Origin of the sequence: Arthrobacter sp. NPDC090010, from assembly GCF_044748305.1 — a bacterium.
Taxonomy (GTDB): Bacteria; Actinomycetota; Actinomycetes; order Actinomycetales; family Micrococcaceae; genus Arthrobacter_E.
In genome coordinates, this window is the sequence record NZ_JBIVFT010000010.1 from 84,826 (window position 1) to 98,918 (window position 14,093).

General features: G+C 66.4%; 14 protein-coding genes. 10 read left to right on the forward strand and 4 right to left on the reverse strand.

The annotated features are described in order from the left end of the window. Positions 1 to 25 precede the first annotated feature (25 nt). Entirely contained in the window at positions 26 to 970 is a 945-nt protein-coding gene (locus tag ACIPXZ_RS14575) for a carbamate kinase (protein WP_400595545.1), read from the reverse strand. A 109-nt stretch (positions 971 to 1,079) separates the two neighbouring features. On the opposite strand from ACIPXZ_RS14575, the gene ACIPXZ_RS14580 reads away from it, so the two are divergent. From ACIPXZ_RS14580 to ACIPXZ_RS14605, 6 genes are all read left to right on the forward strand, one after another. Continuing rightward, positions 1,080 to 2,042: a DUF2877 domain-containing protein gene (locus tag ACIPXZ_RS14580; RefSeq protein WP_400595547.1), complete on the forward strand. Its 963-nt coding sequence runs from the start codon at positions 1,080 to 1,082 to the stop codon at positions 2,040 to 2,042. Next, complete coding sequence (gene fdrA / locus ACIPXZ_RS14585; RefSeq protein ID WP_400595549.1) at positions 2,039 to 3,613, forward strand: acyl-CoA synthetase FdrA; 1,575 nt, start codon at positions 2,039 to 2,041, stop codon at positions 3,611 to 3,613. The genes ACIPXZ_RS14580 and fdrA overlap by 4 nt, the downstream gene beginning before the upstream one ends. Beyond that, the gene (locus ACIPXZ_RS14590) at positions 3,610 to 5,037 is read left to right on the forward strand and encodes a DUF1116 domain-containing protein (protein WP_400595551.1); all 1,428 of its coding nucleotides are present in this window, start codon (positions 3,610 to 3,612) and stop codon (positions 5,035 to 5,037) included. Before fdrA ends, ACIPXZ_RS14590 begins: the two co-directional genes overlap by 4 nt. Positions 5,038 to 5,059: 22 nt before the next feature. Continuing rightward, the gene (locus ACIPXZ_RS14595; RefSeq protein WP_400595553.1) at positions 5,060 to 6,361 is read left to right on the forward strand and encodes a cytosine permease; all 1,302 of its coding nucleotides are present in this window, start codon (positions 5,060 to 5,062) and stop codon (positions 6,359 to 6,361) included. Positions 6,362 to 6,471: 110 nt separating this feature from the next. Beyond that, positions 6,472 to 6,876: a hypothetical protein gene (locus ACIPXZ_RS14600; RefSeq protein ID WP_400595555.1), complete on the forward strand. Its 405-nt coding sequence runs from the start codon at positions 6,472 to 6,474 to the stop codon at positions 6,874 to 6,876. Between the two features lie 134 nt (positions 6,877 to 7,010). Next, positions 7,011 to 8,333 (forward strand): hypothetical protein, encoded by a 1,323-nt coding sequence (locus ACIPXZ_RS14605; protein ID WP_400595557.1) that lies wholly within the window; start codon positions 7,011 to 7,013, stop codon positions 8,331 to 8,333. A 38-nt stretch (positions 8,334 to 8,371) separates the two neighbouring features. Here the strand turns inward: ACIPXZ_RS14605 and ACIPXZ_RS14610 are convergent, their stop codons facing one another. Beyond that, positions 8,372 to 9,325 carry an RluA family pseudouridine synthase gene (locus tag ACIPXZ_RS14610; RefSeq protein ID WP_400595703.1) on the reverse strand — a complete coding sequence of 318 codons (954 nt, stop codon included), beginning with the start codon at positions 9,323 to 9,325 and terminating at the stop codon, positions 8,372 to 8,374. Between the two features lie 154 nt (positions 9,326 to 9,479). On the opposite strand from ACIPXZ_RS14610, the gene ACIPXZ_RS14615 reads away from it, so the two are divergent. From ACIPXZ_RS14615 to ACIPXZ_RS14625, 3 genes are all read left to right on the forward strand, one after another. Next, positions 9,480 to 9,917 (forward strand): VOC family protein, encoded by a 438-nt coding sequence (locus ACIPXZ_RS14615; RefSeq protein ID WP_400595559.1) that lies wholly within the window; start codon positions 9,480 to 9,482, stop codon positions 9,915 to 9,917. A 121-nt stretch (positions 9,918 to 10,038) separates the two neighbouring features. Continuing rightward, positions 10,039 to 10,665, forward strand: coding sequence for an ArsR/SmtB family transcription factor (locus tag ACIPXZ_RS14620; protein WP_400595561.1), 627 nt, complete (start codon positions 10,039 to 10,041; stop codon positions 10,663 to 10,665). Continuing rightward, entirely contained in the window at positions 10,658 to 11,350 is a 693-nt protein-coding gene (locus ACIPXZ_RS14625) for an SRPBCC domain-containing protein (protein WP_400595563.1), read from the forward strand. Before ACIPXZ_RS14620 ends, ACIPXZ_RS14625 begins: the two co-directional genes overlap by 8 nt. Before the next feature lie 45 nt (positions 11,351 to 11,395). Here the strand turns inward: ACIPXZ_RS14625 and ACIPXZ_RS14630 are convergent, their stop codons facing one another. Beyond that, positions 11,396 to 11,971 carry a TetR/AcrR family transcriptional regulator gene (locus tag ACIPXZ_RS14630; RefSeq protein ID WP_400595565.1) on the reverse strand — a complete coding sequence of 192 codons (576 nt, stop codon included), beginning with the start codon at positions 11,969 to 11,971 and terminating at the stop codon, positions 11,396 to 11,398. A 55-nt stretch (positions 11,972 to 12,026) separates the two neighbouring features. On the opposite strand from ACIPXZ_RS14630, the gene ACIPXZ_RS14635 reads away from it, so the two are divergent. Further along, complete coding sequence (locus ACIPXZ_RS14635) at positions 12,027 to 12,521, forward strand: DUF4188 domain-containing protein (protein WP_400595567.1); 495 nt, start codon at positions 12,027 to 12,029, stop codon at positions 12,519 to 12,521. Between the two features lie 38 nt (positions 12,522 to 12,559). On the opposite strand, the gene ACIPXZ_RS14640 is transcribed toward ACIPXZ_RS14635, so the two are convergent. Next, on the reverse strand, positions 12,560 to 14,050 hold the full coding sequence (locus ACIPXZ_RS14640; RefSeq protein ID WP_400595569.1) for a PLP-dependent aminotransferase family protein: 1,491 nt from the start codon (positions 14,048 to 14,050) through the stop codon (positions 12,560 to 12,562). Positions 14,051 to 14,093: the final 43 nt, after the last annotated feature.

Sequence of the window (14,093 nt, forward strand, 5' to 3'; positions counted from 1 at the left end):
GGCCACGGGTGGAGGAAAAGTCCGCTCAGCCCTTCGTGCGCTCCACGAACACGATTCCCTCCGGGACATCCGGGCGGATCTCGGTGCCGACCTTGCGGGCCAGAAGATCGTCCAGGCGGTCCAGGGGGCCGATCAGGCATCGGCCGCCCGCCTTGGCGATCCGGATCGCGGCGTCGACCTTGGGTTTCATCGACCCTTCGGCGAAGGAGAGCTCGCTGATCGCTTCGGGGGAGGCGGTCAGGATGTCCCGCTGTTCCGGGGTGCCCCAGTTTTCGCTGACGTAGTCGCCGTCGGTGAGCAGCAGCAGGGTGTCGGCGCCGAGGTCCGCCGCCAGTGCCGCGCTTGCGAGGTCCTTGTCCACCACGGCCTGCATGCCGGTCTGGCGGCCCTTCGCATCCACCTTGACCGGGACGCCGCCTCCGCCGACGCAGACCACCAGCCGGTCGTTCTCCAGCAGCAGCTGAATGAGGGGGGTCTGCACGATGCGCACGGGATCCGGGGAAGGGACCACACGGCGGAAGGCGTTGCCGTCCTTGGCGATGGTCCAGCGGTACTCGGCCGCGGCTCCGGCGGCATCAGCCGCCGAGTACTGCGGGCCGATCGGCTTGGTGGGCCAATGGAAGGCCGGGTCGTCCTCGGCGACGACGGTCGTGGTCACGACGGCGGCCACCTCCCGCTCCCCGGCAAGGGCGTTACTGAGCTCCTGCTGAATGACATAGCCGATCATGCCCTGTGTTTCAGCGCCCAGGATGTCCAGCGGGTAGGCCGCGACGTCCTGGTAGGCCAGATTCTGCAGCGCGAGCAGGCCCACCTGAGGGCCATTGCCGTGCGTGATGACCATCTCGTGTTCCCGGGCAAGTGACGCGAGCGCCCGGCAGGCCCCGCGGACATTGGCACGCAGCCGGTCCGCCGTCATGGGTTCCCCTCGACGGGCCAGAGCGTTGCCGCCGAGCGCCACCACTACACGCATGGGATTTCCTTCGTTCGTAAGCATGGATACTGAGAGCACAAAGGTATACCATTTCGCCTGAGGCGACAATGATTCGCTGAAACAACAAAGTGGACACGAGGGAGGTCTGGTGATTCTTCGGACCGAGGCGCGACCCGCCGTCGCACTCAGCGCCGACGGGCGGCTGCTGGACCTTCTGCGACGATCGCGCCGACGAGGCGAGAGTCTGACCGTTCACTCCGTCTTCGCCCGCGCGATCAACCTTCTGAGTGATGCGGGCCGGCTGGTGACCTTGGCTGCGGAGGGGGCTGACGACGCTCCATGGACTCTGCGCGCCGCCGTGGCGGACTGGTCAAGCATTCTGCTCGCTGCGGGGGATCGGATTCGCATTACGGGATCGACGCTGACGCTTCCCTCGGGCGCTCCGCTGCTCACCGACTGGGAAGCGTCGGAACCGTGGTCCGCGGCGCCTCTCGTCGCAGGGGATGGTGCGGCCTTCGATGTCCTTGCGCAGTCTCTGGACGACTGGCTGGCCCGGCATGGAGTGGCGGGTGGAATGCTGGGCTCGTCATCCTCGGGGCCGTTTGAGGCGGTCGTGCACGAGCGGCTCGCGCGAGGTTCCGAAGCGCTTTCTGAAGCGATTATTTGGTATTCCAAAACTGGTCAAGAGGAGTTCTTAGGCCAAGAGAACGTCCTGGATCAGGCGATCCTTCAACTGCTCGGTCTCGGCTCCGGCCTCACCCCTGCGGGTGACGATCATCTCTGCGGGCTCGCTCTGCTGGCGGCACGTCCCGGGAGCCGTATGAGGGGCCTCGGAGAGCGTCTCCTGGCCGTCCTCGACTCCCATCCCGCCCGGACCACCGCCGTGTCCGAGGCCACCCTGCGTGAGGCCGCCGAAGGCCGTGCACGCCAAAGCCTGCTCGAACTCCTGAACGGAATGCTCGCCGTCGCACCCCGCGATGGCGAGCCGCTCGAGCACGTCCAAGCCCAACTGGTCCGTGTCCGGGCGATCGGACGGACCTCGGGGACGGATATCCTGTCCGGCTTGTCTGCCGGACTTCACGTGGAAAGGGAATTGAGAGGTTCCGTGTGAGTGTCACAACAGTGATCAAGAAGAACAGCTATTTCGACTCAGTGTCCCTGATGTCGATCTCCACCAAGGCGAATCAGCTTGACGGCGTCGAACAGGCGTTCGTGGCGATGGCCACCGAGATGAACAAGGGGGTCCTGGAGAATCTGGGGCTGCTCTCCGACGAGCTCAGGGCGGCCAGCACCAGCGATCTGATGATCGTCGTCGTGCCGGCGGAGGGCGCCGACGGCGGTGCCCTGGTTCCGCAGATCGAGGACCTCCTGGTGCGCAAGGCCCCCACAGGAGGAGCGGCGGAGGTCTCACACCGGACCATCGCCTCCGCCGTCGAGGAGGATGCGGACATCAACCTGGCCGTCATCGCCGTCAACGGCACCTTCGCGGCCCGCGAGGCTCGCAAGGCGCTCGACGCCGGCCTGAACGTCATGATGTTCAGCGACAACGTGAGCGTGGAGGATGAGATCGCGCTCAAGACGCAGGCGCACGACGCCGGTCTTCTCATGATGGGACCGGACTGCGGCACCGCGATCCTCAATGGCGTGGCCCTCTGCTTCGGCAACGCGGTGCGCCCCGGCACGGTGGGCATCGTGGCCGCCTCCGGCACCGGTTCCCAAGAAGTCAGCGTCCAGGTCCACGCTCTCGGGGGCGGGGTCTCCCAGCTCATCGGCACCGGTGGCCGGGACCTCAGCGCCGAGGCGGGCGGCATCATGATGATCGACGGCATCCGTGCCCTCGCCGCTGACCCGGGCACCGAGGTGATCGTTCTCGTGTCCAAGCCGCCTGCAGCCGCGACGGAGGCGAAGGTCCTCACGGAGATCGCGAATGCCGGCAAGCCTGTCGTCGTCTACTTCATCGGAGGCTCCCAGGACGCCGTCGTCGCCGCCGGTGGCCATTTCGCCGCCAGCAGCGTCGACGCAGCACGCCAGGCCGTGGAGCTTTCCTCCGCCGCCGCGAGCGCCCCGGACACGCTCGACGCCGCGGAGGTGGACGCCGTCGTCGGGCGCCTCGGCGAGGGGCAGATGAACGTCCGCGGACTCTTCTGCGGAGGCACCTTGTGCGATGAGTCCATGTACGCGCTGCTGAACGACGGGCAGGAGGTGTACAGCAACATCCAGAAGGATCCGGCGTTCCGGATCGGTGCCGCGGATTCCAGCAGAGGTCACAGCTTCCTCGACTTCGGCGACGACGAGTTCACCAATGGACGCCCCCACCCGATGATCGACCCGTCCAATCGCCTGGCCCGCATCGTGGAGGAAGCCAAGGATCCCAGCGTGGCGGCCATCGTCATGGACTTCGTGCTCGGTTTCGGAGCCCACGAAGACCCGGCCGGTGTGACACTGCCGGCCATCCGGGAGGCACAGCGCATCGCGGCCGAGGATGGCCGTCACCTGGAGATCATCGCCTACGTCCTGGGGACCGAACTCGACACCCCGACACTGGACGCTCAGCGTGCCGCCCTGGCCGAGGCCGGAGTCACGGTCACCAGCAGCAGTACCGTCACGGGCGAGCTCGCCCGTGCCATCGCCAGGAACTCCATGGCACGGAGCACGGCCGCACAGAAGGGAGCCGGAGCATGAGCACGGCAGCATCACAACTTTTCGGTGGACGGCTCAATGTGGTCAACATCGGCCTGAGCATGTTCGAGGACGACATCCGCAGTCAGGGGGCGCCGGTGCGCACCCTGGACTGGACCCCGCCGGGCGGCGGCAAGCCGGAGGTCATCGCGGCCCTGGACAAGCTCTCGGAACCGGCCATCGCGGCCCGCATCGAGGCCGCCAACGCCGAGGCCGTGGAACGGATCAAGAGCGCGCAGCCGATGCTCGTGGGCTTCGGGCGGGCACTCGACGTCGTTCCCGGCATGACTCCCACCACCATCCTGCACGCAGGCCCGCCGGTGGCCTGGGAGGACATGTCCGGCCCGATGAAGGGTGCCGTGACGGGTGCCCTGGTGTTCGAGGGCCTCGCGAAGGATCTGGACGACGCCGCCCGGGTGGCCGCCTCCGGGTCGATCACCTTCTCGCCGTGCCACGAGCACCAGTGCGTGGGCTCGATGGCCGGGGTGACCAGCCCGTCCATGTACATGCACGTGGTGCGCAACGAGACGCACGGGAACTATGCCTTCACCAACCTCTCCGAGCAGCTCGCAAAGATCCTGCGCATGGGGGCGAACGACCAGAGCGTGGTGGACCGCCTGGTCTGGATGCGGGATGTCCTGGGACCCATGCTCAAGGAAGCCGTGGAGCTCACGGGTCCCATCGATTTGCGGCTCATGCTCGCCCAGGCCCTGCACATGGGAGACGAGGCGCACAACCGCAACATCGCCGGAACCGTGTTGCTGTTCCAGGCGCTGGCACCCGGACTGCTGCAGTCCTCCTTCACCGAGGCCCAGAAGAAGGAGGTGTTCGACTTCATCGCGAGCTCGGACTACTTCTCCGGGCCCACGTGGATGGCCACGGCCAAGGCGGCACTGGACGCGGCTCACGGCATCGAAGGATCGACCATCGTCACGACCATGGCACGCAACGGCGTCGAGTTCGGCGTCCGGGTCTCCGGTCTGCCCGGCAATCACTGGTTGACGGGCCCGGCGCAGAAGGTGATCGGCCCCATGTTCGCCGGATACAGGCCGGAGGACTCCGGCCTGGACATCGGAGACTCCGCCATCACGGAGACCTATGGTTTCGGTGGTTTCGCCATGGCGGCCGCCCCTGCCATCGTGGCGCTCGTCGGAGGCACCGTCGAGGAAGCCATGGCCTACACCCGGGACATGGCGCTCATCACCACCGATCAGAACCCGAACGTCACCATTCCCGCTCTGGGTTTCCAGGGCATTCCTACGGGGATCGACGTCCGGAAGGTCCTGGAGACCGGCATCGTGCCGATCATCAACACCGCCATCGCGCACAAGGAGGCCGGCATCGGCATGATCGGCGCCGGCATCACCCACCCACCCGTCGACTGCTTCGAGAAGGCCATCATCGCGCTGGCCGATCGGCTCGGCTGACGGCTTCCCCTCAGGACAACACATGAGCACAACCCCTGACGCGGCGCAGAAGGCCGCAGGTTCGGAACTCGAATCGGAGTTCGAGCACTCTCCGGTGCCCCAGAGCCACCGGAAGTCATTGCTGACGGTCTCCTCCGTCTGGTTCGGATTCCCCATGATCCTCACCAACGCCGTGCCCGGCGGCCTGGTGGTGGCCATGCTCGGATTCTGGCCCGGTGTGGCCGCCATCCTGGTGGCGAACCTGATCATGTTCGTCTACGTCAGCCTGCTCAGTCACCGGGCCGGCAGCACGGGCAAGAGCTTCGCGCTCCAGGCGACGGAGACCTTCGGGAGCAAGGGCTACGCCTTCGCCTCCGGTCTGCTGGCCACCGTGGTGGTGGGATGGTTCGCCTTCAACACCGGTGCCACCGGGGCCAGCCTCAACGCCGCCTTCGGCTGGAACGAGACCCTGGTGGCGGCACTGGCGGGTGTCGCCTTCATCGGCATCACCTACCTGGGCATCAAGGCCCTGTCCTGGCTGGGCGCCGTGGCGGCCCCGTTGTTCATCGTGGCCGCCGCCACCGCCATGATCCTGGCCGCTCAGGAGCACGACTTCAGCGCGCTGACCAGCTTCCAGGGCGCCGGAGGCATGACGTTCGGCGTGGCCGTCACCTCCATCATGGCCACCTTCGCGGACTCGGGGACCATGACGGCGGACTTCACGCGCTGGTCCAGGAACGGGAAGGAGGCCGTGATCGCCACGGCCACCGCGTTCCCCTTCGCCTCCCTCGTGGCGCAGCTCAGCGGTGCCGTGCTGGTGGCGGCCGGGGCCATCGCGAATCCGACGAGCGCCGGTGGCGACTTCACCCCGATCCTCACCGGGCCGGGCAACCCTGTTCTGCAGATCCTCGTGCTGGTCTTCGTGGTCATCAACCTGGGTTCCGTGTGCACGCACTGCCTCTACAACGGGGCCTTGGGCTGGTCCCACCTGACCAGATCCACCATGCGTAAGCTGACGCTCATCCTGGGTGTGGTGGGCGTGATCGTGGCCTTGGTCGGTGCATGGCACTACTTCGTGAACTGGCTGGCCTTCCTCGGCGTCCTGGTCCCGCCGCTGGGCGCGGTGCTCATCGCGGATCAGATCATCCTGGCCAGGAAGAACGCAGGCCGCCCGGAACGGACGTTCCGCGGCACGGCGTTCATCGCCTGGGGGATCGGTGCGGCAGCCGCCGTCGTCGTCCATTTCGCGGCGCCGTTCCTGTCGGACGCCGTAGTGGGCCTGGTGGTGGGTCTGCTGGCGTACCTGGCACTCGAAACGCGCTCGCGGAGCGTCGCGACGGCGTAGCTGTCGATGGCACGGCGAGGGTGCGGAAGGAGTTCTTCCGCACCCTCGCCGCTTTAAGCCTCTGGTCAAACGGTCTAAGGTGTGGACAACGACGACGTGAGGGGGAACGCATGGGCAGGCTGTTCGACGGGCCGTGGCCGATCGTGATGATGATGTTCGGCATCGGGATCGCCGTTGTGGCAGGAGTCGTGCTTCTCGTGCTGCTGCTTTCCGGGACGGGACGGCAGGATGCGGCCTATCTGGCGAGGCTCCGTGCCGGGCAGCTTCCGGTGGAGGAGCAGGCGGCATATCTCCAGGGTGTGAATCATCGCTCTCAGGCAGCGCTGTTCGGGGTGATCGGGCTGTTCGTGCTGGGTGTCGTCTTCGGACCGCTTGCGCTGGTCCAGGCAAACAGAGCCGAGGCGCTGGGGGTCGCCGCGACGGCGGGTAAGGTGCTCGGCTGGATCTGCGTGGCCTTGGCCATTCTGGGCGTCATCGTGTTCATGGCGATGCTGGGGCGCTCATTGCCCTCCTGAAGGCCGGGCCCTTGACGTGCGGAGTACTTTGTCAGTAGCCGGTGCTTCACACTACGCGAGGAAGCAGGGAGCCGGCGTCCTGGGGGATTACGAAGTCATTCATCACCGATGACAGGCACAGGAGACGAGCGGCCATGACGACAGTGAAAGTTTCCACCCCACAGGAACTGCTCGACGCGCTGAGCGGCGGAGCGGTGAACATCGAAGTTCAGGGCGAACTGCACGGGATGCCCATGATCACGCTCCCGCCCGGTACGGCACTGCGCGGCGGGACGCTTCGCTTCGGTGCGAAGGGGGTCAGACTGACCACGGACAACACCCTTGAAGATGTCACGATCCTGACCTCCCGGGACGAGGTGGCACTGCTGAACGACACGTCCGTGGAGCGGCTGGGAACCCTGGTGCTCCGGAACGTCACCACGCGGGGTCAGATTCTTCTCCTGGCGGACCAGGCGGTCCGCTCAGGCCACGTGAATGCCGAGAACGTCGTGGTGACGACCGCGGATGTCCGGGGAGGAGCATTGCGCCCCCACGGTTTCGGCGTCGAGGCACTGCAGGGGGCTTTCACGCTCTGGAATCTGCAATCCGACCCTGAGGTGGTCCTGACCGCTGAACTGCGGGGCGTCTCGGCGGGCAGTGCCGAGGAACCGGTCCGAGGTTCGGGGGTCTTCGTAGGCGGTCATGGAGACTGGAACGGTCAGTCCGACGGCGGGACGATCCAGGTGAGTGAGCTTCGCACCGGGGAGATCCACACAGACGGTGCCATCCCGCCGGGCACGCCGGATCTGATTTCGGGTGGGGTGTTCGTGATCTCGGGCGCTGAAGTGGAGCGCGTCGCCACAGACGGGGCGGTGACCACCTACGGCCAGAACGACATGGTCCTGGACAACTGGGGCGAGGTCTCCCTCTGGGAGGTGTCCGCGCCGGTGACCTCCCATGGTCCGAGTGGCATCGGCTTCGTGAACTTCGGAGGCCTCGGCGTCCTGGACGTCAGGGCGCCGATCACCACGACCGGCAAGGGCGCTCGCGGGTTCAACCTCTACGACGGCAGCCTCAAGGCGGCGACTTTCGACAGCATCGTCACGACGGGTGGCGGATCGGTCGGCATCCAGATCAGCAAGCCGATGGGTTCTCTGACCGTCCGTGGCGACGTGACGACGAAAGGCGGGGAGGGGCTCAGCCTCGTCAAGGGAGTCCAGGTGCTGCTTCAGGCCGTGGCGCTCAGCGTGAAGCGGGGCGGCGTCGTCGAATCGATCGAGATCGGAGGACGGCTCTCGACGAGGGGTGACCGCGTGGTGACCCTGGAAGTCGGCGGTGAGGTCGCATCGTTCACCGTCGGAGAAGGAATCGAGGCCCACGGCGAGGGCTCGGACGCGGTGCACCTGAACGGCGGTTCGATTTCGTTGCAGGGGCTTCGGATTTCCGCCGCGGATGGCGAGACCGTCCGCGAAGGCTGACATCGTCCACTGGAGATGCCTATGGTGGGGACCCAGTCTCAGTGAGCCTCGGACAGTGTCAGCCCGCTCCGGTACTCCACCGGTTTGCCGGACAGCGGGTCCACGAAGCGGATGCCACGGGCCAGCAACTGCAGCGGCTTGCCGAAGTCGTCCGGTGCCTTATCCCGCAGCACCGGATAGAACGGGTCGTTCAGGATGCCCAGTCCGAGTGACGCCATGTGCACCCGCAGCTGGTGTGTCTTACCGGTGTGCGGTTCCAGGCGATACAACGCGCGGCCGCCGGCGCGAAGCGGCGATTCGCCGTCGTCGTTCCCTGGCGTGACGACGGTCAGACGCTCGATGCGCGTCTCGGTGTTCGGCTCTCCATCCACCACTTGAGCCAGCAGATAGTCCCGGGACTTGGTCATCCGGTTGCGCACCAGGGCCGGGAACTCCGGCTGCGGAAAGCCCTGCGTCGGGACCGCGGCGGAGACGCATTCGTACTCCTTCTGAACCTTCCGCTTCTCGAAGAGCACCTGGTACTTCCCACGGGTCGCCGGATTCGTGGAGAGCAGCAGCACACCCGCCGTCATGCGGTCGAGGCGATGCATCGGAATGAGATCCGGGAGATCCAGCTGCTTCCGGAGCCGGACCAAGGCCGATTCCTGAATGTATGTCCCTCCAGGAGTGGTCGGCAGGAAGTGCGGTTTGTCCACCACCAGAAGGTCATCGTCCTGATGCAGGATGGACAGCTCGACGGGCAGGCGCTCCTCCGGGGGCAAGGTGCGGTAATACCAGATGAAGACGTGTTCGCTCAGGGGAGTGGAACGGTTCAGCGGGACGCCGCCTTCGCCGACGATCTCGCCCGCGTCGAAACGGTCCAGGATTCCCTGAGGGTCGACGTGTCCCCAGCGGTGCAGCATGTAATCGAGCGCCGTCTCCCATGGTCCGTCCTGCGGCAGCCGGAGGCGGGTGGCGTTGACGCCGTCGCGGACAGGGAGGGGGGATTGCATCACCGGGTCAGTTTAGTGGCCGGGCCGGGCTTCCGTGCTCCGCGCCGGTTCTGGCGAGATTGCACTTTCTCGGGGTTTCCCGGCGTGGAGTCCCGAGAAAGTGCAATCTGAATTCGAGGGCTCCGCGGATACGGGACGCGCGTAGGCTGGCGCCATGACTGCTTTCAGGCTGGACCATGTGGGTGTGACCGTGCAGGATCTGGAGGGTGCCATCGCCTTCTTCGAGGCCATCGGCTTTGAGGTGGAGGGCCGTGCCGACGTCGGAGGCCCCTGGGCGGACCGGGTCAACGGCCTGGACGGCACTCAAGTGGAGATGGCCATGATGCGGCCTCCCGGCGGCGGGGAAGGGAAACTCGAACTCACGCGTTTCATATCGCCGCCCGCCGAGGGGGAATCCACTGGCCGTCCCGTCAACGCCTACGGTTTCAGCCACATCTGCTACCAGGTGGATGACGTGCGCGACGTCGTGGCCCGCGCCGAGGCGGCCGGTTACGGTCTGGTCCGGGAGCTGGTGAATTATGAGGACGTCTACCTCATGGCTTACCTCAAGGGGCCGGAGGGCTTGCTGGTCGAGGTCGCCGAGGCGCTCTAGGCCTTCATCGACTGCTCCGTGGTTGTCGTTTTGGACCCTCAAAACGACAACCACGGAGCAGTCGATGCAAGGAAGCAAAATTATTCTTGACAATAAAAGTTGTCGGTGACACGATGGAGCCATGAAGGACATCGAAGTCATCGAAGACCCCCGCGTCGCCGAAGTCTCGCTGGACCCGATGCGCTCGCAGATCCTGGAAGCCCTGGTGGAACCGGCCTCGGCCTCCATGGTGGCGGGCAGGATCGGTGCGCCGCGGCAGAAGGTCAACTACCATCTGAAGGCTCTCGAGGCCGCCGGTCTGGTGCAGCTGATCGAGGAGCGTCGCAAGGGCAACATGACCGAGAAGGTCATGCAATCCAGTGCGGCCTCCTATCTCATCTCGCCCCAGGCTCTGGCGTCCATGGCGCCGAAGCCCGAGAAGTACAGCGACCGGTTCTCCGCCTTCTGGCTTCTCGCCCTCGCCGGGAGGCTGGTCGCGGAGGTGGGCAAGTTGCTCGCCGGGGCAGTGGCTGCCCGGAAACCTCTGGCGACCTTCGCCATCGACGCCGAACTCGACTTCGCCAATGCCCGCGATCGTGCGGCCTTCGCGGCGGAGCTCTCCGCCGTCGTCGATGGACTCGTGAAGAAATATCACGACGACGTGCCCGGGGCGCGTCGCCACCGTCTGGTCGTGGCGCTGCACCCCACTCTCAAAGACACCACCGTCATCACCGAACCCCATGACAGCAAGGAGCAGGACCATGAGTGAGAACCGCGAATTCCGCATCGAATCCGTCGGCGAACTGAACGCCACCCCGGAGCGCGTCTGGGAGGCGATCAACAACGCGACGCAGGCGTGGATGTTCCCCACGGACCAGTGGCCCGCCGAGTACCCCGTCAAGGACTACCCGAGTCATGTGATCTCGAGGATGGACGGCCCGGATGGCTGGTTCAACCAGCTGGAGAACACCATCGAGGCGCTGCCCGATGGCCGCTCCCGTCTGCACTATGTGCACAGTGGCATCTTCACCGACAACTGGGAAGGCCAGTACGACGGGGCGTCCAAGCACACGGTCTTCTACCAGCACAGCCTGAACCAGTACCTCACGTATTTTGACGGCAAGCCCGTGGTCTTCACCGATGTGCAGGGGCCGGAAGGCTCTGGTGTGCAGGGTTCTTTCGACGCGCTGAAGTCGGCTTTCGGAATCTCCAGTGCGACGGCGGGGGACGCCGTGTCCGTCGACGTGCCGGGAGTGGGTGTTCTGGAGGGTGAACTCGACTTCAGCAACCAGTGGTTCTTCGGCATCCGCACGGCCGACGCGATGTACCGCTTCTTCGGCCGGGACAGCTTCGGTTCCGTGGTGGGCCTCACGGTGCACGATTTCTCCGGTTCGGGGGACTCTGAGGCCACTGCGTCGTCGTGGAGCGCCTACTTCCATGGGCTTTACGCCTGAAGCGGGGCGGCCGGGCGGATCAGGCGGTCTGGCGGGCCTTGCAGATCAGACGGCCCAGGCCCGCTCGATGGAGTCCAGGGCCGTCTCGTAGCGCGTGTTCCAATCGGTGTCGGGCGCGTCGAGGCGGGCCATCTCCAGGCTGACCATGCCGTGGACCTGGGCCCAGATGATCGCGGCGACTTCTTCGGCGGGGGCGGGCAGCAGAATGCCCGCCCCCTGACCCTGGCGAATGGCGTTCAGCAGCGGCAGCTGGGTGATGTCGGAGGAGGGGGAACCGCCTTCGCATTCGCTCTGCAGACTCAGCAGTCCTCCGAACATGAGCCGGTACAGAGCCTGGTGCTCCAGGGCCCATTCCCGGTAGGCGCGGCCAAGCTTCTTCAGACCTCCGGCGGCCGCAGCGTGCTGGGCTGCGCCGAATGAGGCGAATCCGTGATCGACGACTGCGCGCAGGAGCTGTGCCTTGCCCCCGAAGAGGGCGTAGATCGCGGTGGTCGAGGTGCCGGCTGCTGACGCCAGCTCCCGGAGGGTCACTTGCGAGGGGCCGCGCTCGGCGACGAGTTCGGCGGTCGCATCCAAAAGCTGCTGCCTCAGAGCGGCGTCATGGGTCACAGGTCTTGCCATGTGACCCATTGTTTCATAACGTTGTTTTGTAACAACGTTATGAAACGGAGGAATCATGGTTCCGAAGGTTTTCCCAGGGCGTTACACCGCGTCTCTGGACGAGAAGGGCGAACGTGCCGAAGTCACCGTGTTCCTCATCGGCATGCGGGCCAATCGCTGGTGGAAGCTCGGCAGGACCTGGCGGGTCGCGTCCGCGATGCCGCGCATGCTGGCGCATCTGCAAGGGCATCCCGAGGCGGGGTTGCTGGGATCTCACTCATGGTTCGGGAGAACCACCGTGCTCCTGAGCTATTGGGAGAGTCCGGAGCACCTCAACCGTTTCGCGGCCGACCGCGATGCGCCTCATCTGGAGCCGTGGCGTCGCTTCATGAAGGAGGCGGCGGGCAGCGGCGACGTCGGAGTCTGGCATGAGACGTATCGCATCCGCCCTGGCGACTTCGAGACCGTCTACAGCGACATGCCCCGCTTCGGCCTGGCAGGCGCGCTGGGGCACGTCCGTGTGGGGCGCGGGACTGGAACGGCCCGGGAGCGAATCGCCCACGGCGCTTGAATCGAAAGCCGGACGGCCCGAAGCCCGGACGGCCCGCCTCAGGCGATGGCGACGGCGGGCGGTTCCGGCAGCCGCCGGCGCAGTCCCGGCGTCGTGCGCAACTCCCGGACGGCGTCCCGGAGCGCCAGTATCCCGCGTTCGAGCAGCTCGGGAGGCTGTGTGAAGGGCAGCCGAAGGTGGGAGTCGAAGGCGCCGCCGACTCCGAAGCGCGGGCCCGCGGCGAGTCGCACCCCGCGCGGTGCGGTCAGCATGGTCAGGGCTGAACTGCTGAGCGTTTCAGCGGATGACCGCGCGGAGCGGGGGAGTGCGCACCAGAGCGAAAGCCCGCCCTCGGGCAGAGTGAAGCGCCAATCGGGGAGATGCTCCCGAAGCAGTCCGGTCAGGACGTCGCGCTGTTCCCGCAATTCCACGAGTCGTTCCGGAAGTCCCACGAGATCTCGCTGAAGCACATGGCGAGCCGCCAGTTGTTCGGCCACCGGGCCTCCCAGATCGAGTGCCGTCCGGGCCTGACTCATCCGTCGGATGTTCTCAGTGCTGGACCGTGCCCAGCCGATCCGCAGACCTCCCCAATGGGTCTTGCTGAGCGAACCGATCGTCACCACGCCGGGCGCGAAGGAACCGAGATGCGCGGGCGCGGCGCCGTCGAAGCCGATGGCCCGCAGCGTCTCATCCGCGATCAGCACCGTTCCGGAGGCGGATGCCGCCCGGGCCACGCGGCGTCGTTGTTCCACCGGCATGAGCCGTCCTGTCGGATTGTGGAAGTCGGGGATCAGATACGCCACGGCCGGGCGGTGCCGGGCGAGTGCGGTTTCGAGGGCCTCGGTGTCCCAGGGGCCGTCCTCGGGGAACGCGATCGGAACCGCCTTGCAGCCGTGCGCGGCGATCGCGTCGAAAGCGTGCGGGTAGCTGGGGTGCTCGATGACGGCTCGCTGTCCCGGTGAAGTGAAGGCTGAAAGGGCGAGGGACATGGCCTGCTGCGCGCCCGCTGTGACCATGACCTGGTCCACCGTGGTGGGCAGGCCCTCGGCGGTGAAGCGCGCCGCGATCGCCTCCCGGAGTTCGGGCAGGCCGACGGAGTCGTAGCCGAAGCCGGGCAACAGGGCGGGCAGTTCACTCAGGGCCGCGGTGTACGCCTGGTGTACCACCGCCCCGTTCGCAGGCAGGCAGGCGTACGCGAAGTCGACCACGCCGTCCGGTGCCCGCAAGCCCGCCGCGTAGTTCTGCCTTAGAGTCAGGAGCTCCAGATCACGGGTTTGGCTCGGGATGCAGCTGCGGGCCCGGGTGCCTTGGCCGGCTGAGAGGAAGCCCTCCTCGCGCAGTTCGTTGTAGGCCGTGGTGACGGTGGTGCGGCTGACCCCCAGTGCCACTGCGAGAGCGCGTTCGCTGGGCAATGACGAGTCGAGAGGGAGGCGTCCGTCCAGGATCAGCAGGCGGACGACGTCGGCCAGCTCCCGGTAGACGGGCGCCGCGCCACGGCGCCACTCGCCGAGGAGCCGGACGAAGGCGGTTCCCGAAGTGGCCTGGTTCATCAAGCCAGTATCTCAAAGTGGCTATGTTTTTCATAGCCACTTT

Excerpts from the sequence above, each read along its gene's own strand:
- ACIPXZ_RS14575 (WP_400595545.1), bottom strand. The coding sequence starts at position 970 with ATGCGTGTAGTGGTGGCGCTCGGCGGCAACGCTCTGGCCCGTCGAGGG.
- ACIPXZ_RS14590 (WP_400595551.1), top strand. The coding sequence starts at position 3,610 with ATGAGCACGGCAGCATCACAACTTTTCGGTGGACGGCTCAATGTGGTC.
- ACIPXZ_RS14595 (WP_400595553.1), top strand. The coding sequence starts at position 5,060 with ATGAGCACAACCCCTGACGCGGCGCAGAAGGCCGCAGGTTCGGAACTC.
- ACIPXZ_RS14600 (WP_400595555.1), top strand. The coding sequence starts at position 6,472 with ATGGGCAGGCTGTTCGACGGGCCGTGGCCGATCGTGATGATGATGTTC.
- ACIPXZ_RS14605 (WP_400595557.1), top strand. The coding sequence starts at position 7,011 with ATGACGACAGTGAAAGTTTCCACCCCACAGGAACTGCTCGACGCGCTG.
- ACIPXZ_RS14610 (WP_400595703.1), bottom strand. The coding sequence starts at position 9,325 with ATGCAATCCCCCCTCCCTGTCCGCGACGGCGTCAACGCCACCCGCCTC.
- ACIPXZ_RS14615 (WP_400595559.1), top strand. The coding sequence starts at position 9,480 with ATGACTGCTTTCAGGCTGGACCATGTGGGTGTGACCGTGCAGGATCTG.
- ACIPXZ_RS14620 (WP_400595561.1), top strand. The coding sequence starts at position 10,039 with ATGAAGGACATCGAAGTCATCGAAGACCCCCGCGTCGCCGAAGTCTCG.
- ACIPXZ_RS14625 (WP_400595563.1), top strand. The coding sequence starts at position 10,658 with ATGAGTGAGAACCGCGAATTCCGCATCGAATCCGTCGGCGAACTGAAC.
- ACIPXZ_RS14630 (WP_400595565.1), bottom strand. The coding sequence starts at position 11,971 with ATGGCAAGACCTGTGACCCATGACGCCGCTCTGAGGCAGCAGCTTTTG.
- ACIPXZ_RS14635 (WP_400595567.1), top strand. The coding sequence starts at position 12,027 with ATGGTTCCGAAGGTTTTCCCAGGGCGTTACACCGCGTCTCTGGACGAG.
- ACIPXZ_RS14640 (WP_400595569.1), bottom strand. The coding sequence starts at position 14,050 with ATGAACCAGGCCACTTCGGGAACCGCCTTCGTCCGGCTCCTCGGCGAG.